This window comes from Terasakiella brassicae (genome assembly GCF_014641495.1).
Classification (GTDB): Bacteria; Pseudomonadota; Alphaproteobacteria; order Rhodospirillales; family Terasakiellaceae; genus Terasakiella; species Terasakiella brassicae.
Genome location: NZ_BMHV01000009.1, coordinates 80,154 through 98,122, shown reverse-complemented (window position 1 = coordinate 98,122; position 17,969 = coordinate 80,154). Strand labels below are relative to the sequence as shown.

Genomic DNA, 17,969 nt, shown 5'->3' with positions numbered 1-17,969 from the left:
AAATCAATCGATTGACTTAATTATTATATTGGTGGCATTCTTATGGGGCAGAAAGAAGTGAGAATGTGATGTCAGATAAGAAAACAAAAGCAACCGCAAACCGTTTACTGGAGGCGGCGATTGAGGTCTTTGCCAAATATGGCTTTGATGGCGCCTCAACCCGGATGCTGGTCAACGAGGCCGGGGTCAATATATCCGCAATCCCGTATTATTTCGGCAGTAAGGAAGGCCTTTACGAAGCGGTGATCGAACATATCATCTCCACGGTGCTGGCCCGTCAGGAAGAAAAATCAAAAGAGATTTTTCAGGCGTTGAATAAAACCGATTTGACGAGCGTCCAGGCCCGCGTCCTTTTGCATGATTTTATCACCAGCTTTATTGATATTCTGCTCAGTCAACGGACCTCGCCCAGTATGGTTGAGATTATGATCCGTGAACAAATTCATCCGTCTTCCGTTTTTGATCGATTTTATGACGAGATGCTGAAACCGACCCATGAAATTCTCACGCACCTGACCGCCTTTTTAATTGGTCGGAAACCGGACTGTGAGGAGGCGATTTTATGTACCCATACGATCTTGGGACAATTTGTCATATTTAAAACCCATCAGGAATTAATGTTGCGGCGTACCGGATGGCAAGAATATGGGCCACGTGAAATGGACGCGATTAAAACGATGGTGTTGCGCAATGTGGACGCCATCCTTGATGCGAATAGGAAAAACGAACCATGAAAACCTCGTTTTGGATTTTCCTGAGCTTGCTTGTTTTGGCGGCCTGTACCCCTGAAAAAGAAACCATCCCCGGTTATGTAGAAGGGGATTTTCTTGCCATTGCCCCAACCAGCAGCGGATTGCTAGAAAAGGTGCGGGTCGTGGAAGGGCAAACGGTCAAGCCCGGGGATACTTTATTTTCGCTGGATTTGGTTGATTTACAGGCACAATATGACAGTGCCGTGGCGGCCAAACATCGTGCACAGGCCGAACTGAACGACCTGTTGAAAGGAGAACGTCCCGAGGAACTAGAGGTTCTTTTTAAACAATCGGCACAAGCACGCGCAAATCTGGAAAATGCGCAAAAAGACTATAATCGCACGATACCGCTCAGCAAAACAGGCGCGGTCAGCTTATCTCGGCGTGATGATGTTATCGCCGCATTGGATATGGCCAAAGCACGTGTTGAAGAAGTAAAAGCACAAATCACCGCTGCCAATCTTGGGGCGCGGATTGACCGGATCGAAGCCGCACGTGCCAGCGTGGAAATTGAAGAACAGAAAAGTAAACAAATCGAAAAACGGCTTCAAGAGGCTGCGCCTGTGGCAGGTGTTGAAGCAACGGTAATGGATGTTTTTTTTCGCCCCGGTGAATATGTCGGGGCGGGCCAATCTGTTGTGAAGCTTTTACCACCCGCCAATATCAAAATTAAATTTTTTGTTTCGCAGGAAAAAGTCGCCACCTTGAAAATGGGGCAGAATGTATCTGTTTCTTGTGATGGATGTGATCAATCATATCCGGCGCGTATCACTCATATCGCTGAAGAAAGCGAATATACGCCGCCGGTGATTTTCAGTGTTGAATCGCGCGATAAACTTGTTTTCATGGTGGAAGCTCGCCCGATAGAATTCCATGAGGCTTTGCGTGTTGGATTGCCAGTTACCATTGAATTGGGGCTGGGGTCGTGAGCGCACCGTCATATGCCATTGATGTCAGGAACCTCACCAAGAGGTTTGGCGATAAACTGGTTGTGGATCATTTTGATGTGAAGGTACCCAAGGGGAAAATCTATGGCTTCTTGGGGCCAAACGGTTCAGGCAAGACGACAACGTTGCGCATGATTTGTGGATTGCTCACCCCGGATGAAGGGGAAGGCGAAGCCTTGGGCTATAATATTCGTACGCAAGCCTTGGAGATCAAAAAGCGCATTGGTTATATGACGCAAAAGTTCAGCTTTTGGGAAGACCTCAGCATTCGGGAAAATCTGGAATTTGTTGCCACGATCTATGGGCTGGATCATAAAAAGAAACGCGTGGATGAAGCCTTAATTAAGCTGAACCTTGACACGCGCCAAAATCAATTGGCCGGGGCCTTGTCGGGGGGATGGAAGCAACGCCTTGCACTGGCGGCCTGTATTCTGCATGAACCGAAACTTTTGTTGCTGGATGAACCCACGGCAGGTGTGGACCCGAAAGCCCGGCGGGAATTTTGGGATGAAATTCATAAACTGGCGGCAAATGGTCTGACGGTTTTGGTCAGTACACATTATATGGACGAGGCCGAACGTTGCCATGCGATTATTTATATGTCTTACGGAAAACTGGTGACACAAGGATCGGTGCAGGATGTAATCAAGGGGGCCGGGCTTTATACATGGGTGGTCCAAGGCGATCGCCTGATGGATTTAGCCGCCGTTCTGCAAAAGATTGCAGCGGTGAAAACCGTTGCCCCGTTTGGGGATAGTCTGCACGTCAGCGGCACGGACCCGGACAGTTTAAAAGCAGCTTTATCGCCTTATTTTGAACATCCCGGCTATAAATGGCATCAAGAAAATCCATCTTTTGAGGATGTCTTTATTCGCTATATGGCGGATGCGGAAGATAACTTTCAACATAAGGGGGAGGGCGGATGATGTTTTTTTCATTTCGTCGCACAGGCGCTGTCCTTGTGAAGGAATTTATCCAACTCAGGCGCGATACGGTGACGTTGCGCATGATCATTATGATACCGATTGTGCAGCTTTTACTGTTTGGCTATGCGCTGAATACGGACCCGAAACATCTGCCGACTGCGGTGATATCTTATGACAATGGTGCGATGGCGCGGGCGGTGGTTGCGGGATTGAAAAATACGCAATATTTTTCAATAGATTATGAAGTTCATTCAGACAAAGAAGGCCGTGCCCTTTTGCAACGCGGGGATGTTTTGTTTGTTCTGAGTATTCCGGCAAATTTTGAACGTGATATTGTGCGCGGCGCCCATCCTGACATTTTGATTGAGGCAGACGCCAGCGACCCTGTTGCAGCGGTGGGGGCCTTGAATGCGGCGAACGGGATGATGCAACGACTTTTAAATGAGGAACTTAGCGGGCCGTTGGCAAAATTAAAACAGTCCCCGCCTGCTTTTAATGTGATGGCCCATCGTCTTTATAACCCGGAAGGTTTTACCCGTTATAATATCGTACCCGGCTTGATCGCCATTATTTTAACCATGACTGGGATTATGATGACGGCCTTGGCAATGACGCGTGAACGCGAACGCGGCACGATGGAAAACCTGCTCGCCATGCCCGTTTCCCCGTTGGAAGTGATGGTGGGTAAGATCACGCCTTATATCTTGATCGGTTTTTTCCAATCGGCCTTGATCATTATCGCGGCAAAACTGATGTTCGGCGTGCCCATTGTTGGCTCTTTATGGCTGCTGTTTGCGGCGTTGACGGTTTTTATCACCTGCAATATGGCGCTGGGTTTTACAATTTCGGCAGCTGCAAAAAATCAAACACAAGCCTTGCAGCTTTCCATTATGATCTTGCTGCCATCGATTTTATTATCGGGTTTTATGTTTCCCTTCCTCGGAATGCCGACATGGGCGCAATATCTCGGTAACATTATCCCGGCAACCCATTTTATTGCCATATCGCGCGGGATCTTGCTGAAAGGTAGCGCGTTCAGCGATATCTGGCCTCACCTCTGGCCCTTGCTCGTTTTTATGGTGGCCATAACTATTGTTGCGATCCTGCGCTATCGCCGGACACTGGATTAGGGCACAAAAAATCCCCCACGCCGTAAAGCGCGGAGGATTTTTATCGTTTCGTAAGTGCGAGACTTACATGTTGGGATAATTGGGGCCACCGGTGCCTTCCGGGGTGGTCCAATTGATGTTTTGGGTCGGGTCTTTGATATCGCAGGTTTTGCAATGCAGGCAGTTGGCGAAGTTGATTTGCAGGCGTTTCTGGCCTGCGTTTTCTTCGTCATCCAGATATTCATAAACCCCGGCTGGACAGAAGCGTGCTTCCGGGCCTTCGTATTTTGCCCAGTTCACAGAAACCGGAATGCTTTCGTCTTTCAGTTTCAAGTGACAGGGCTGGTTTTCTTCATGAGCCGTGTTGGAAATAAAGACTGAAGACAGCTTGTCAAAGCTGATGACACCATCGGGTTTCGGATAGTCGATGCGCGGCATGCTGGCGGCGGGTTTCAGGGTGTCATGGTCACTGTGCGGATGACGCAGGGTCCAAGGCTCGCGCCCACCGGTCAAATAAGTTGTGAAACCGGAATAGACCAGACCGCCAAAGAAGCCCCATTTGGCAAAGCTTGGGCGGATGTTGCGTACTTTGTACAACTCGTCCCACACGTAAGAGGCTTTCATGTTGGCTGTATATTGAACCGGTTCGTTGCTGACCGTTTCGTCTTCGCTGGTGCAGAGATCGAAAATTGCTTTGGCGGCTTCGATCCCGGATTGCATGGCGTTGTGAGTGCCTTTGATTTTGGGCACGTTCAGGAAGCCTGCGGAACAACCGACCAGACAGCCGCCCGGGAAGGTCAGTTTCGGGATGGATTGGAAGCCACCCTCGTTCAAGGCGCGTGCACCATAAGAAATGCGGCGACCACCTTCGAATGTTTTGCGGATTTCCGGGTGCGTTTTGAAACGCTGGAATTCATCAAATGGGGATAGATGCGGGTTGGCGTAATCCAGACCGACGACAAAACCGACGGCAACCTGATTGTCTTCGATATGATAAAGGAAAGACCCGCCGTAGGTTTTGCTATCCAGCGGCCAGCCTGTTGTATGAACGATGCGGCCTTCGGAATGGTTTTCCGGTTTGATTTCCCACAGTTCCTTGATACCGATCCCAAAGGTTTGCGGGTCGCAGTCTTTGCGCAAATCGTATTTCACCATGATTTCTTTGGCGAGGGAGCCGCGCACGCCTTCTGCAAAAATAGTGTAGCGGGCGTGCAGTTCGACACCGGGTTCGAAGTTCGGCCCTTCGGAGCCGTCTTTTTCACGGCCCATGTCGCCGGTGGCAATCCCTTTAACGGAACCATCTTCGTTATAAAGCACTTCGCAAGCCGCAAAACCGGGGTAGACTTCCACGCCCATTTCTTCGGCCTGTTCGCCCATCCAACGCGCCACATTGCCCAAGGAGACAATATAGTTGCCGTGGTTGTGCATTTGCGGCGGGGTCGGCAATTTGGTAGCGCCTTTTTCCGACAGATGCAGGAAGGCATCTTCTTTGGCTTCGACTGTCAGGGGCGCGCCTTTTTCTTTCCAATCGGGGAAAAGCGTTTCCAGCGGGCCGGTTTCAATCACGGCGCCGGACAGAATATGAGCCCCGATCTCGGACCCTTTTTCCACAACACAGACCGTCAGCTCTTTTTCCTGTTCCTGTGCAAGTTGGCTGAGTTTAATCGCCGCTGACAGACCCGCAGGGCCACCGCCAACGATTACAACGTCAAATTCCATGGATTCACGTTCCATAGTCCGGCTTCCTTCCTAAGATGTTTCCTGTGTGAACTGTTCTTCTAGCGAACATTCTTATCACTTTTATGCATTGCAACATAGAAAAAATGCACGAACTTGTGAACCTTTCTGTTCAAATAATCCGAACTTTGCTAGTAATCCACTATGAACCAACAGTCTGACAGCACAAATATGGACCCTTTTGCCCCGGCAGCCTTGCTGAAATGGTATGTGGAAATGGGGGTCGATGAATGTATCGGTGACGAATCCATCGATCGTTATGCCCTCAGTGCCGATTTGATCGAGCGCCGTAAAAATACACAGATGCAAGCTGCATCTCCTGCGCCACGTCCGGTACAAGGGGGACGGCCTCCTGTCTCGCCTGCGCCGCAAACTGTGCAGGCAACGGATGAAATGGTGCATACGGCGGTGGAAATGGCGCGTAAGGCGCAAACCGTTGATGAACTGCGCGAGGCTGTCTTGGCATTCGACGGGTGTGCCTTGAAAAAAACCGCCATGAATACGGTCTTTGCCGATGGGAATCCAAAGGCAGACGTTATGTTTATTGGTGAAGCACCGGGCGCGGACGAGGATCGACAGGGCATCCCCTTTGTCGGGGCAAGTGGGAAATTGCTGGATCACATGTTGCATTCGTGCGGTTTGCAGGAAACGGTTGGGGACCGATCTAAAATTTATATCAGCAACGTTTTGTTCTGGCGCCCGCCGGGCAATCGTAATCCAACCCTAAGCGAGATTGCGGTGTGTCTGCCGTTTGTCGAACGCCATATCGAACTGGTTGATCCAAAAATGATCGTTCTTTTGGGTGGGGCGGCGGCCAAGGCTGTCTTGGGACACCACGAAGGAATTTCGCGCTTGCGCGGGCGTTGGTTTACCCATTCCACACCGGGGTTATCCCACCCCATTCAGGCAACGGCCTTATTTCATCCGGCCTATTTATTGCGTTCACCTGCGCAAAAACGCAGGGCGTGGGGGGACTTGCTGACGATAATGGAAAAGCTGTCAGGATTATAAAACCAGCCGTTTCTTGCGGTTTTCTGTGAAATGTATTAGTTTATTGCGCTGTGGTTGCTTTTGTTCAAATTCTTCATAGGGATCAGATGGTTACGTGAAGTGGGTGAATTCAACTGTATGTAGTGGCTTTTTTCTTGATGATTGGTAGATATGGTATCTAAGCTTGCAGGTGGTCTGTTTGCGGTTGCTTTGTTTTTAGGGGCGGTATGTGTACAAACGGCACAGGCCGAGGACGTGCAACTTGCCTCTTTAGTTGAGGATGGCGATCATATACGGGACCAAATCCGTCTTTTGGATGATAAAAATCTGAAGTTGTATCAAGAAATTTTCCAGGTACAAGAAGATGGTCATTGGAAAAAAGCTGACACATTGATTGCCAAGGTGACGGACCGGACCTTGATGGGGCATGTGGAAGCGCAACGTTATCTCCATCCGACGAAGTACCGTTCACGATATAAGGAATTACGCCGCTGGCTTATAAAATATAGCGATCATCCGCAAGCCAAGCGCATTTATGAACTGGCCTTGAAGCGGCGCCCGCAAAATGCACTGAACCCGAAACGCCCAACGGGGCAGTATCTCAGTGGATCCGGCTATGATTCAACCGGTGTGGCGGAGAAGGTTTATGCACCACGCAAACGGTTGTCGCGGGAAAAGGCGGCCAAGGCGGCAGGCTATACCCGCAAGATGCGTTACTATACGCGCAAAGGCTGGACCAAATCGGTCAAAAACCTGTTGAAGACCCGCGAAGTGCATGAATTGTTGCATCCGGGACAAGTGGATCAGGCGCGCACTTGGCTGGCAGCGGGCTATTATGCCGATGGTCTGGATGATTGGGCCTATAGCTGGGCAACCAAGGCGGTAAAACGATCGGGTAAATATATCCCGCGTGCCCATTGGATTGCAGGTTTAGCTTCATGGCGAATGGGCAAGCTGGAACAGGCCGCTGCACATTTTGAAAAGGTCAGTGCATCGGGCTATTCATCAGACTGGATGGTTTCTGCCGGAGCCTATTGGGCCGCGCGGTCTTATTTGTTGCAGCGCAAGCCGGAAAAGGTCAATGTCTGGCTGGATAAAGCTGCTGGATACCCCCGCACATTTTATGGGCTGTTGGCCAATCGGGCCTTGGGGTATGAAGCTGTTTTTGACTGGACCTTGCCCGTTTTAAACGATGATGTTCTATCGTCCTTAAAAATGCAGGAGCCAAGTCGTCGGGCCTTGGCTTTGTTGCAGGTTGGACAAGACGAAATGGCGGAAAAAGAATTCCGCAAAGCTTATTCAAAAGCCGATACACAAGCCCGCCAAGCCATGTTGAGCGTTGCCCTTTACAGCAATATGCCATCCTTTGCGATGCGTCTGGGGGCGCAATTGGTGCGCAATGGGGTGAAAATACCGGATGCGGCCTTGTATCCCATGCCCAGATGGCAACCCAAAAATGGCTATGAGGTTGACCGCGCCTTGATCTTCGCCCTTATGCGTCAGGAATCGGGATTTAATCCCAAGGCAAAATCCTATGCCGGGGCCAAAGGTCTGATGCAATTGATGCCGGGAACGGCCAGTTTCGTCGCCGGTGATCGGCGCATGCGTTGGAGCAAAAAGATATTTGAACCGGAAACCAACATTCATTTGGGGCAGAAATATATAAAAATGTTGCTGGAAGAAGATGTTGTCAGTGGTGATCTTTTTCATATGACAGCTGCATGGAATGGTGGACCGGGTAACCTGAATAAATGGAAACGCGGTGTAAAACATAATGATGACCCGCTTCTTTTCATTGAAAGCATTCCATCTCGTGAAACGCGTATTTTTATTGAGCGTGTTTTGACCAACTTATGGGTCTATCGTGACCGAATGGGACAAAAATCCAATACGCTAGATGCCATTGCATCCGGGGCATGGCCGATTTATAAAGGTCAGGATCCGTCATCAATTGAGGTGGCGCGTAATTAACGAAGGGAAATCCCATGTCAAAAATCGATGGGGACCGCGCGTTCCTGCCCTTGAATATTGCCATTATCACCGTGTCAGATACCCGCACGTTTGAAAACGATAAATCCGGTGATACGCTGGCGGCACGTATTGAAGGTGCAGGGCATAAAGTCTATGAACGCCTGATTTTAAAGGATGAGGCGCAAGATATCGCAGCCCAGCTTAAAGTCTGGGCGGATAATCCGGAAATTGACGTGGTGATTACAACAGGTGGAACCGGTGTGACCGGACGTGACGTGACGCCGGAAGCCTTCCGTATGGTTATCGAAAAAGAAATTCCGGGTTTTGGGGAAGTGTTCCGCTGGATTTCCTATCAGAAGATCAAAACATCAACCATCCAGTCGCGTGCAATGGCGGGCTTGTTGAATGCCACTTATATGTTTGCCTTGCCGGGATCAAGTGGCGCGGTGAAAGATGCGTGGGACGATATTTTGGTTCATCAATTGGATGCACGTACGCATCCGTGTAATTTTGTTGAACTGATGCCGCGTCTGAATGAACACCTCAAATAGGACATGGCTTGCGATTGTTTGATTGCAAGTTGCTAATGTATGCTTCTATAATCAGGGTTGAAAAAAGGTAAAGAAATAGAAAAGTTGTGAATTCAACCCGATATGGAAAAGCAAAATGATCGTAATATTCGTTCGGTGATGGAGCGCGGCCCGGCCGTGATGTATCACTGTGCCCGATATTGGGATGACGCGGTGGATTACATCACGCCGAATATTACGCCATTGCTGGGATGGGATGTCGCGGAATTTAGCGAGAACCCCATGTTTCGACGGGAGATTATCCACCCGGATGATCTCCCGCATGTTTTATCCAAAATTCCCGCATTATTTGAGACAGGGCAACAAAAGCACGAATATCGGATGCGCAAGAAAGACGGAACCTATCTTTGGGTTCTGGATGATATGCGCGCCCTGACTACCGAAGCCGGTGACTATGACGGGCTTGTCGGGTATTTAACCGATATTACCGAATTAAAGGCTGCCGAACAATCTTTGCGCAAAAGTGAATTGCGTCACCGTGCCATTTTCGAAACGGTGCTGGAAGGGATTATTACAATCGATTCGGGCGGGATCGTAAAAGATTTGAACCCGGCTGCGGAAAAAATGTTCGGCTATAGCAAGGAAATGGTAGTTGGCCAGAATGTTTCCATGCTGATGCCGGAACCTTATGCTTCCCAGCATGATGAATATCTTGCCCGATATCTGGAAACCGGAGAAGCCCATGTGATGGGGGTGGGGCGTACGGTTATGGGTAAACGCGCTGATGGTCAGACGTTTGAAATGCATTTGTCTGTTTCTTTATTAAAGTTGCCGGAAGGTACGTTTTTTGTCGGCGCGGTGCGTGACGTGTCGCAGCGTATCCGGGCGGAACGCGCCTTGCGGATCAGCAAGGAACGCCTGAAAATGAGCCAGCAGTTCGCCAAAATGGGAACCTGGGACTGGCATATTGATGAAGATCGACTGTTCTGGTCAGAGCAGATGTTTCACTTATACGGCCTCAAAGATGACGGGGTGGAAGAACGGCGTGAAAGGTTTGAAGACTGGGTATTAGAAGAAGATCTGCACATTTTAACAGATGCTATTCGCAAATGCTTACGTGATGCCAGTGAAATGAAATGTGAATATCGTGTAAAATTACCCTCAGGGGATGTTCGTTGGGTGCGCGAACAGGGTAATGTGGTGCGTGATGAAAGTGGACATGCGACGCGGATGCTGGGGGTGACACAGGACATCAGTGCTGAAAAACATTATGCTGAAGAGCTAAAGGCAGCGCGTATTGCAGCGGATACAGCCAATAAAGCCAAATCTGAATTTTTATCACGTATGAGCCATGAATTGCGCACACCTTTAAATGCTATTCTCGGCTTTGCGCAGTTGTTGGGCATGAGCACCAAACACCCTTTGGGGGATCGTCAGAAACGTCAGGTCAACCAAATTGTCAGCGCAGGCCATCATTTGATGGATTTGATTAACGAGATATTGGATCTGGCCCGCATCGAAGCCGGACGTTTGCATTTGACCATCGAAGCGGTTGATGTGCAAGGCGTGCTGGATGATTGTCTGGACCTGAGTGAGAATGTGGCCGAAGAATGCGATGTATCGTTTAATATCGACTGTCCGGTTGGTTTAACGGTGAATGTTGACCGTACGCGCTGTAAGCAAGTTTTGTTAAACCTGTTCTCGAACGCCATCAAATACAATCGTCCCGGTCATTTTGTTGATGTCAGGGTTTTTGAAATCGGGGGTGACATGGCGGAATTTCGCATCAGTGATCACGGAAATGGTATTCCTGTTGAAAAACAAAATCATCTTTTTAAACCGTTTGACCGATTGGGGGCGGAGGCCAGCGGGATTGAAGGAACAGGCATTGGTCTCACGTTGACCAAGCAACTGGTTGAAGCAATGGGAGGAACCATCGGTTTTAATAGCATTGTCGGGGAAGGAACAACTTTCTGGGTGCAGTTGCCAATTTCAAGGCTGGGAAAAAACCATGAATGATATGATAGGTAAAATTAAAGACAGTTGTATTTTGGTTGTGGATGATAAACCGGCCAATGTACTGCTTCTTGAACAATTACTGGAAGAAGAAGGGTATGGAAACGTTCTCTCGACAACAGATTCCCGTGAGGTCGTCGATATTTATCAAAACGAAGCTGTCGATATGATCCTGCTGGATATACGTATGCCGTTTATGGATGGTATTGAGGTCATGCAGGCTTTGAAAAAAATTGTTGGCAATGATGACTATTTACCCATTTTGGTCCTGACGGCGCAAACGGATATGGAAACCCGCCAAGCGGCGTTGGCAGCCGGGGCACGTGATTTCCTGACAAAACCGTTTCAGCCGTGGGAAGTTTTTCAACGTATCCATAACCTCTTGGAAACCCGTTTTTTCTATTATAACCAACGCCTGCGTGCCGATGATCTGGAAATTGAGGTTCAAAACAGAACCAAAGAAATCCATCGCACACAGTTGGAAGTGGTGCGCCGGCTGGGGCGCGCGGGGGAATACCGTGATAATGAAACGGGTGCGCATGTTGTGCGTATGAGTAAAAGCTGTCGCTTGCTGGCCTTGAAGGCAGGATTGGGGGAACAATTTGCAGAACTGATTTTGCAAGCAAGTCCCATGCATGATGTCGGTAAAATCGGTATCCCGGATTATATTTTGCTGAAACCCGGGCGATTGACGCCAGAAGAACGCGTCATAATGGAAAGTCATGTGGAAATAGGTATAGATATTATCGGGAATTTTGATTCGACCATGCTTATAATGGCGCGATCTATCGCCGCCACTCACCATGAAAAATGGGATGGGTCTGGTTATCCCCATGCGATTTCCGGTACGGATATACCGATTGAAGGGCGAATTGCCGCGATCTGCGATGTGTTTGATGCACTGACATCGACGCGCCCCTATAAGGAGGCTTGGCCGCTGGAGAAAGCGATTTCCTTTTTAAAGGACAATGCCGGCAGCCATTTCGATCCTTCATTGGTACAGCAGTTTATCGAAATAATTCCAGATGTCATATCATTGCGGGTGGAACACCCCGATGAAGAAGAGTAAGATCCACACCAGATTTACTTTTGCAAGTATCATTATGATAAGGCAGTTGAATATGATGAAACGTGTTTCTGCGTTGCTGATCGGCTTTGGCATTCTTCTGAATGCGGGGCAAGGGAACGCCAATAGTGAATTTCGCAATGCAGTCCGTATTGTAGGATCCTCAACGGTTTTTCCTTTTGCAGCTTTTGTTGCTGAAAAATACTATCGCAAAACCGGGGCTGAATCACCCGTGGTTGAATCGACCGGGTCCGGTGGCGGGATCAAAATGTTTTGTGCCGGTATCGGCATCGAAACGCCGGATATTGTCAATGCGTCCCGGCGCATGAAGATCAGCGAAATTCGAGATTGTGCCCATAACAAAGTTGATCATATTTCTGAAATTATGATCGGCTGGGATGGCATCATCATCGCAAAATCACGAGACAGCGCCGATTTTAATTTGACGCGGCGTCATTTGTGGAAAGCACTGGCAAAGCGCTTGCCCGTTGACGGTCAACTGGTTGACAATCCGCATAAGTTATGGTCGCATATCGACTCCGCCTTGCCGGATGTTCCCATTCAATTTTTTGGTCCGCCGCCGACATCAGGGACACGTGATGTCTTTGTCGAAGAAGTAATGAATAATGGCTGTCGCGGGTCTGATTATATCGAAAAACTGAATGCGCCAACCCGGAAAACGGTATGTGGTGAAATGCGCGAAGACGGCGTTTATATCGAGGCGGGCGAAGATGATGATTTGATCGTGCGCAGACTATCAAACAACCCGAAAGCTTTAGGCATTTTGGGGTATAATGCGCTGGAAAGACGCAGTGGTTTAATTTCAGCATTAAATATTGATGGCGTGGTCCCGACCTTTGAAACAATCCGTGACGGGATGTATCCATTGGCCCGGCCTTTGTTTTTATATGTGAAAACGGAACATATGAAAGCTTTGCCACAAATCGGGGAGTTTTTGAAAGAATTTATGAGTGAGGCCGCAATCGGGGAAGAAGGCTATTTAACCGAGAATGGTTTGATCCCGTTGCAGGATGATCTGGGACGTAGCATGAAAGCGCAGGTCTTGAAGCTTTCAACTCAGTAATGAACGGAACGTAAAAAAGCCGCCTGTTGTTGTGCAGGCGGCTTCAGGTTATTGACAAAGCCCCTCAACTGTCATCCCCGACCCTGATCGGGGATCCATCTTTGTCCAATGAGTAATATCTAATCCATTGATTTTAAATGGATCCCGCATCAAGTGCGGGACGATGGCTTTTGGTCAATTATTTACTAAAAACACTTTGTCAGCAGTCTGAAACCGCCTGTTTTTGTGCAGGCGGCTTTTTTATAGGTAGAGTTTACAGTTTTTGCTTGGTCGGGCGGATGATGATTTCGTTGACGTCCACTTCATCGGGTTGTTCGATGGCATAAAGACAGGCATTGGCGATGTCTTCTGCGCGAATGGCGTCTTCATAGAGCTTATCAATGCCTTGTGCAATTTTTTCATTACTGATCGTTTGTGTCAGTTCAGATTCAACAGCACCGGGGGATAAGATGGTGGTGCGCAAGAACCCACGGGATTCCTGACGGAGTCCTTCTGAAATGGCGCGCACGGCAAATTTGGTAGCGGCATAAACACCGGATGACGGCGTGACAACATGACCGGCGACAGAGGCAACATTGATGATATGGCCGGATTTTTGGGCCTGCATGGTATCAATTACTGCGGCGATGCCATGTAAAACACCTTTGATGTTTACATCGATCATCTGGTTCCATTCATCAAGTTTTTTCTCGCTGAAGAAGGACAGCGGCATCAGGCCTGCGTTATTAATTAAAATGTCGATGGTGGAAAATTCATCTAAAGCAAGTTGGGCAAGTGCCTGAACATCGTCGAAAGAGGTGACATCACACTTCATAAAACGGACGTTTTCACCAAGCTCCGCGCTGAGAGCGCCGAGTTTATCTTCTCTGCGTGCACCCAGAACGAGATTGGCACCCAAGGGGGCAAACTTGCGAGCCATCGCTTCCCCTAAACCGCTGCTGGCACCTGTGATAATGATTGTTTTTCCTGCGAGTTGTGACATGGGAACCCTTTGTTTCATTTGATATTTATTTTTGCAGATTAAATCATTGTATAGAGCAGGGCAATCGTAATGATTTTCTATCGGAAGTTTGGTAGAATGGCAAAAACGAGGGCAAATAACGAACGGATGACCAGAATGTCAACAGATCAGCATTTGATTGCAGAAATTAAAAGAGAACTGGATTGGGCAGCAGAAGAAGTCAAGCGGACGGAATTTGAGCTGATGCGCCTGGAAAGTGAATTCAACAACGCGATGATAACGGCGGACGAGACGGATCATGCCCGTCTTTATGAGGAAAAGCTTCATTTGCAGGGCCGGGTCGGGCTGCATGACGCCTATGCTTTACAACGCCGTGCGGCAACCCGTTTTGCAACGCTTTGTCATGTGTTTGAAATTGCCAGCCGTGAAAAGTCTTCTGAAGATATTCGCGAGGAACTTTGCCATTTTATGTACCGCGCCATTGATGGCGAGCCGGAAAATGCCGATCAGAAAGACAAGTTGCTGGAATTGTCCGAAGCCTTGAAAGCTTATTTTGAGGATGGGTATTCGAATGAAGCGGATGAAGCCATTCGCGAAGCGTGGCAGAATATCGAGGAAACCATCCGGGAGTTGGGACGAAAATTATAAAAGGCAAAAAAGAAGCCGGCCTCGAAGACCGGCTTTTTAGTTTGTTAGAAGCTATCCCTAGCTTCTAGGCGCTCTGATCGGGATAAACCCGAAAAGGTATCAGTCCTAAAAATATCAATCAAAGATTTCAATTTTCAGACCGATGAGATCGGCGGAATAGATGTCTATTATATTAACCGAACTATATGATTTTTCTAGAAAAAAAAGATACGTATCATCCCTTAGGGGTTGCTGCAATGGTAGCTGCACGTATAAGGTTTGCAACCTTATGGTTGTGGTGTTCGGGTGCTTTTTTCGATATGGACAGGTTTTGATGTCGCATCAATGTGTGTAGACCGTGTGCATTCCTTTAATTTTCTCCACCGGCGTACGGGCATCGTTGCTATTGGCTTCGTTCATAATAATGACCCAGCGTGACGCGATGGCATCAAGGCGGGCGCCGATACGATGAAAACGGGTAAAATGCTCGTCAAAATCTTCTTTCTTCATTTTCACGATTAAAGAGTTCAGGAATTGATTTATTTCGTCAATTTCCTGTGACATCAGTTTCAGGTCTTTTTGAAAGCCGAGATATATCTCTTTAATGCGCGTTTTGGCGGTGGGGCCGGGTTCGCTGGCGGCCAATTTCCGCAACAGCCCTTCGAACTTTGTTTTCGCTCTATGAATTTGGTTTGCTTTGTTTTGAATAGCTTCAATGAAGGTCAAGGCAATGGCATACTTAAACAACCGGTTCATAACTTGTGCGGTCGAAATGCCCAGAACTTTTGCCGCCAATTCGAATTGCGCCTGTGGCGGGGTTGCAGTTCGCAAGCTGTCCAGTTCTTTTTCGTCTGTAACGCCATGTTCTTTGGCAAGCAATTCGTTGAGTAACAGTTTGGCGATATAGCGTTGGGAGCGCCCAAACAATTTATTGCGTTCACTTGCCATTTCACGATCACTGTATTTTTCAAAATAGCGCAGTGTTTGCGCACATAGATGTACGCCATTGTCGCCATTGCGTTCCAATGGACGCTGGACAAAACTGAGATATTGTGTGGGGGATAATCCTTGAAGGCCGGGAACCAATTGAGGCAGGCGTGTCGGATTGACGAAGCGGTCTTGCTGGTGGCGTTCTTTGTCCATCCACTGGTTATCCGTGGCTTTTAAACGTTGCCATGCGCTCATATCCAGAACAATTTCTCCATCGCCTCGTCTGGTTAAAAGAAGCTGGGATAACAGCTCTCTGGTCTCATCCGCGATTTTGCTCTGGGCTTCGGCCATTTTTAATGTTTGTTTTACATGCGATCGAATTGCATGAAAGATATCTGTGTTGGTGCCCGTCGCCATGATGGGGCTTTCCTTATGATCGGTTTCATTAGAAATTATAGATTGATTTTTAAAGCGATTATCGCTTTCCCTCTTTCCTTTTTTATATAGAAAAGCAGGCGCGGAAAAAAGCATTAAGTAATGGAATTGATAAAGATACCTTTTATATCAGAGGGTAATAATGTATTAATTGACCAAGGGTTTACATAAGATAGGATGAGAAATATGCGCAGCGTCATAAAATGTGTCAGCTTTTTAATGGTCACACTTATTGCCAGTGCAACGGCTTACGCTTCCCAGTTGAAAATACAAGACCTGACAGTAGGGAGCGGTGATCAGGTTGAAACTGAAAAACAGGTCGTTGTTCATTATACCGGATGGCTTTTGAACGGTAAAAAATTCGACTCCAGCCATGACCGCAGCCGCCCCTTTACTTTTACGGTGGGTGCACGTCAGGTGATCCCGGGATGGGAAGAAGGCGTCCTGGGGATGAAGGTTGGTGGAAAACGCGAACTGATTATCCCGCCGGAAATGGCTTATGGATCGCGTGGGGTTGGCGATGTTATTCCGCCCGATTCCACATTACGCTTTGAGATTGAGCTTCTCGGCGTGAAAGATGCCCCGCTAAAAAATATTGATAATGCCGAGCTAAAAGCACTGTTGAAAAAAGGGGTGACGCTAATTGATATTCGTACCCCGGCGGAATGGAAACAAACGGGGGTGATTGAGGGAAGTCGCCTCCTGCCCTTTAGAATGGCAAATGGCAAAATTAACCGGGATTTCCCGAATGAATTGAAAAAACTGGCACAACCCAATGAAGATGTGATTTTGATCTGTCGATCAGGAAACCGTTCCAGTGCGGCGGCGCAGTTATTGACCCAACGGTTTGGCTATGCCAAAGTTTACAATGTACGTAAAGGCATGAACGTTTGGTTAAGCGAAGGAAATCTGACGGTTCAACCCAACGAAAACGATGGTAATAAACATCAGTAAAATTTGTTTTTTAATCTTTCTATTTTTTTAAGATGTGTGCATATTTGGCTAAATAGATAATATCTGGAGCATAGAAAAATGTCCGAATCTGTAGAGCAGACGGTACAAACGGTTATTGATTTTGTCGCAATGTATGGCTTGCAGGTTATTGCGGCGATCATCATCTTAATCGTCGGGTTTTGGTTTGCGGCCTATTCCAAGCGGAAATGTCACGACCTGTTGATGAAAAGCCCCAATGTCGATGAAATGCTGGCAGGCTTTTTGGCCACCTTGGTCAAATATATTGTTGTTGCCGTTACCGTTCTGGCGGTTTTGAACAAATTCGGCATTGAAACAACCAGTTTGATCGCTGTGTTGGGTGCTGCCGGCCTAGCCATTGGTTTGGCGTTGCAGGGGACCCTCAGCAACGTTGCCGCAGGTGTTATGATCCTGTTTTTACGCCCCTTTAAGGTGGGCCAGTTTGTTGATATCGGCGGGGTAAGCGGAACCGTCAAAGGTGTATCTTTATTTACCACAGAGTTGGCGACCGGGGATAACGTGCAAATCCTGCTGCCGAACTCACGCGTTTGGGGCAGTGCCATTTTGAATTATAGTGCCCATGCCACCCGCCGTGTCGACCTGTTGATGGGGATTGCCTATGATGATGATATCAACAAGGCGATGGCAGTGATCGAAGAACTCGCAAAGGCGGATGATCGTATCAAGCAGGACCCGGCCCCTGTACTGGCGGTTGGGGATTTGGCCGACAGTTCTGTGAATATCATTGTACGCGTTTGGGTCAATGCCTCTGATTATTGGGGGGTGCGTTGGAGCTTGACGAAAAGCATCAAGGAAGCGTTTGATGAAAACGGCATCTCCATTCCTTTCCCGCAACAAGTCGTGCATCATGTGAATGCATCGGCAGATACTGAATAATAAGGTTTGAACGCTAGGG

General features: G+C 48.1%; 16 protein-coding genes. 13 read left to right on the top strand and 3 right to left on the bottom strand.

What is annotated here, in order from left to right; all coding sequences use genetic code 11:
* Positions 1 to 68: 68 nt before the first annotated feature.
* Genes IEW74_RS07960 through IEW74_RS07945 form a run of 4 tightly spaced genes read left to right on the top strand, consistent with a single transcriptional unit; the run spans position 69 to position 3,755 of the window.
* On the top strand, positions 69 to 734 hold the full coding sequence (locus tag IEW74_RS07960) for a CerR family C-terminal domain-containing protein (RefSeq protein ID WP_188663593.1): 666 nt from the start codon (positions 69 to 71) through the stop codon (positions 732 to 734).
* Complete coding sequence (locus IEW74_RS07955; protein WP_188663591.1) at positions 731 to 1,681, top strand: HlyD family secretion protein; 951 nt, start codon at positions 731 to 733, stop codon at positions 1,679 to 1,681. The genes IEW74_RS07960 and IEW74_RS07955 overlap by 4 nt, the downstream gene beginning before the upstream one ends.
* Positions 1,678 to 2,625: an ABC transporter ATP-binding protein gene (locus tag IEW74_RS07950; RefSeq protein WP_188663589.1), complete on the top strand. Its 948-nt coding sequence runs from the start codon at positions 1,678 to 1,680 to the stop codon at positions 2,623 to 2,625. Before IEW74_RS07955 ends, IEW74_RS07950 begins: the two co-directional genes overlap by 4 nt.
* Entirely contained in the window at positions 2,622 to 3,755 is a 1,134-nt protein-coding gene (locus IEW74_RS07945) for an ABC transporter permease (protein ID WP_229734276.1), read from the top strand. The genes IEW74_RS07950 and IEW74_RS07945 overlap by 4 nt, the downstream gene beginning before the upstream one ends.
* Before the next feature lie 63 nt (positions 3,756 to 3,818).
* Here IEW74_RS07945 and IEW74_RS07940 read toward each other — a convergent pair whose 3' ends face one another.
* The gene (locus IEW74_RS07940) at positions 3,819 to 5,468 is read right to left on the bottom strand and encodes an electron transfer flavoprotein-ubiquinone oxidoreductase (protein ID WP_188663587.1); all 1,650 of its coding nucleotides are present in this window, start codon (positions 5,466 to 5,468) and stop codon (positions 3,819 to 3,821) included.
* Between the two features lie 147 nt (positions 5,469 to 5,615).
* Between IEW74_RS07940 and IEW74_RS07935 the strand changes: the two genes are divergently transcribed.
* The 6 genes from IEW74_RS07935 to IEW74_RS07910 all read left to right on the top strand — a co-directional run bounded on the left by IEW74_RS07935 (position 5,616) and on the right by IEW74_RS07910 (position 13,128).
* Positions 5,616 to 6,482: a uracil-DNA glycosylase gene (locus IEW74_RS07935; RefSeq protein WP_229734275.1), complete on the top strand. Its 867-nt coding sequence runs from the start codon at positions 5,616 to 5,618 to the stop codon at positions 6,480 to 6,482.
* Positions 6,483 to 6,632: 150 nt separating this feature from the next.
* The gene (locus IEW74_RS07930; protein WP_188663585.1) at positions 6,633 to 8,432 is read left to right on the top strand and encodes a lytic transglycosylase domain-containing protein; all 1,800 of its coding nucleotides are present in this window, start codon (positions 6,633 to 6,635) and stop codon (positions 8,430 to 8,432) included.
* Between the two features lie 14 nt (positions 8,433 to 8,446).
* Positions 8,447 to 8,983 carry a molybdenum cofactor biosynthesis protein B gene (gene moaB, locus IEW74_RS07925; protein WP_188663582.1) on the top strand — a complete coding sequence of 179 codons (537 nt, stop codon included), beginning with the start codon at positions 8,447 to 8,449 and terminating at the stop codon, positions 8,981 to 8,983.
* A gap of 102 nt (positions 8,984 to 9,085) precedes the next feature.
* Entirely contained in the window at positions 9,086 to 10,981 is a 1,896-nt protein-coding gene (locus IEW74_RS07920) for a PAS domain S-box protein (protein WP_188663581.1), read from the top strand.
* Entirely contained in the window at positions 10,974 to 12,047 is a 1,074-nt protein-coding gene (locus tag IEW74_RS07915) for an HD domain-containing phosphohydrolase (protein WP_229734274.1), read from the top strand. The genes IEW74_RS07920 and IEW74_RS07915 overlap by 8 nt, the downstream gene beginning before the upstream one ends.
* A gap of 52 nt (positions 12,048 to 12,099) precedes the next feature.
* Complete coding sequence (locus IEW74_RS07910; RefSeq protein ID WP_229734273.1) at positions 12,100 to 13,128, top strand: substrate-binding domain-containing protein; 1,029 nt, start codon at positions 12,100 to 12,102, stop codon at positions 13,126 to 13,128.
* Between the two features lie 253 nt (positions 13,129 to 13,381).
* Here the strand turns inward: IEW74_RS07910 and IEW74_RS07905 are convergent, their stop codons facing one another.
* A complete protein-coding gene (locus tag IEW74_RS07905) occupies positions 13,382 to 14,110 on the bottom strand; it encodes an SDR family oxidoreductase (RefSeq protein WP_188663579.1) in 729 nt (242 codons plus the stop codon).
* Between the two features lie 135 nt (positions 14,111 to 14,245).
* Here IEW74_RS07905 and IEW74_RS07900 point away from each other — a divergent pair, with 135 nt between their 5' ends.
* Positions 14,246 to 14,737, top strand: a complete 492-nt coding sequence (locus tag IEW74_RS07900) for a hypothetical protein (protein ID WP_188663577.1) — start codon at positions 14,246 to 14,248, stop codon at positions 14,735 to 14,737.
* 321 nt (positions 14,738 to 15,058) lie between these two features.
* On the opposite strand, the gene IEW74_RS07895 is transcribed toward IEW74_RS07900, so the two are convergent.
* On the bottom strand, positions 15,059 to 16,063 hold the full coding sequence (locus IEW74_RS07895; RefSeq protein WP_188663575.1) for a hypothetical protein: 1,005 nt from the start codon (positions 16,061 to 16,063) through the stop codon (positions 15,059 to 15,061).
* A 204-nt stretch (positions 16,064 to 16,267) separates the two neighbouring features.
* On the opposite strand from IEW74_RS07895, the gene IEW74_RS07890 reads away from it, so the two are divergent.
* Both IEW74_RS07890 and IEW74_RS07885 read left to right on the top strand, forming a co-directional pair.
* Entirely contained in the window at positions 16,268 to 17,035 is a 768-nt protein-coding gene (locus tag IEW74_RS07890; protein ID WP_188663573.1) for an FKBP-type peptidyl-prolyl cis-trans isomerase, read from the top strand.
* A 78-nt stretch (positions 17,036 to 17,113) separates the two neighbouring features.
* Positions 17,114 to 17,950 (top strand): mechanosensitive ion channel family protein, encoded by an 837-nt coding sequence (locus tag IEW74_RS07885; protein WP_188663571.1) that lies wholly within the window; start codon positions 17,114 to 17,116, stop codon positions 17,948 to 17,950.
* Positions 17,951 to 17,969 lie beyond the last annotated feature (19 nt).

What these genes read in the sequence shown, in the direction of transcription:
- IEW74_RS07945 (WP_229734276.1), top strand. Translation starts at nt 2,622, where the DNA reads ATGATGTTTTTTTCATTTCGTCGCACAGGCGCTGTCCTTGTGAAGGAA.
- moaB (WP_188663582.1), top strand. Translation starts at nt 8,447, where the DNA reads ATGTCAAAAATCGATGGGGACCGCGCGTTCCTGCCCTTGAATATTGCC.
- IEW74_RS07960 (WP_188663593.1), top strand. Translation starts at nt 69, where the DNA reads ATGTCAGATAAGAAAACAAAAGCAACCGCAAACCGTTTACTGGAGGCG.
- IEW74_RS07915 (WP_229734274.1), top strand. Translation starts at nt 10,974, where the DNA reads ATGAATGATATGATAGGTAAAATTAAAGACAGTTGTATTTTGGTTGTG.
- IEW74_RS07885 (WP_188663571.1), top strand. Translation starts at nt 17,114, where the DNA reads ATGTCCGAATCTGTAGAGCAGACGGTACAAACGGTTATTGATTTTGTC.
- IEW74_RS07900 (WP_188663577.1), top strand. Translation starts at nt 14,246, where the DNA reads ATGTCAACAGATCAGCATTTGATTGCAGAAATTAAAAGAGAACTGGAT.
- IEW74_RS07895 (WP_188663575.1), bottom strand. Translation starts at nt 16,063, where the DNA reads ATGGCGACGGGCACCAACACAGATATCTTTCATGCAATTCGATCGCAT.
- IEW74_RS07905 (WP_188663579.1), bottom strand. Translation starts at nt 14,110, where the DNA reads ATGTCACAACTCGCAGGAAAAACAATCATTATCACAGGTGCCAGCAGC.
- IEW74_RS07930 (WP_188663585.1), top strand. Translation starts at nt 6,633, where the DNA reads ATGGTATCTAAGCTTGCAGGTGGTCTGTTTGCGGTTGCTTTGTTTTTA.
- IEW74_RS07955 (WP_188663591.1), top strand. Translation starts at nt 731, where the DNA reads ATGAAAACCTCGTTTTGGATTTTCCTGAGCTTGCTTGTTTTGGCGGCC.
- IEW74_RS07940 (WP_188663587.1), bottom strand. Translation starts at nt 5,468, where the DNA reads ATGGAACGTGAATCCATGGAATTTGACGTTGTAATCGTTGGCGGTGGC.
- IEW74_RS07890 (WP_188663573.1), top strand. Translation starts at nt 16,268, where the DNA reads ATGCGCAGCGTCATAAAATGTGTCAGCTTTTTAATGGTCACACTTATT.
- IEW74_RS07920 (WP_188663581.1), top strand. Translation starts at nt 9,086, where the DNA reads ATGGAAAAGCAAAATGATCGTAATATTCGTTCGGTGATGGAGCGCGGC.
- IEW74_RS07910 (WP_229734273.1), top strand. Translation starts at nt 12,100, where the DNA reads ATGATGAAACGTGTTTCTGCGTTGCTGATCGGCTTTGGCATTCTTCTG.
- IEW74_RS07935 (WP_229734275.1), top strand. Translation starts at nt 5,616, where the DNA reads ATGAACCAACAGTCTGACAGCACAAATATGGACCCTTTTGCCCCGGCA.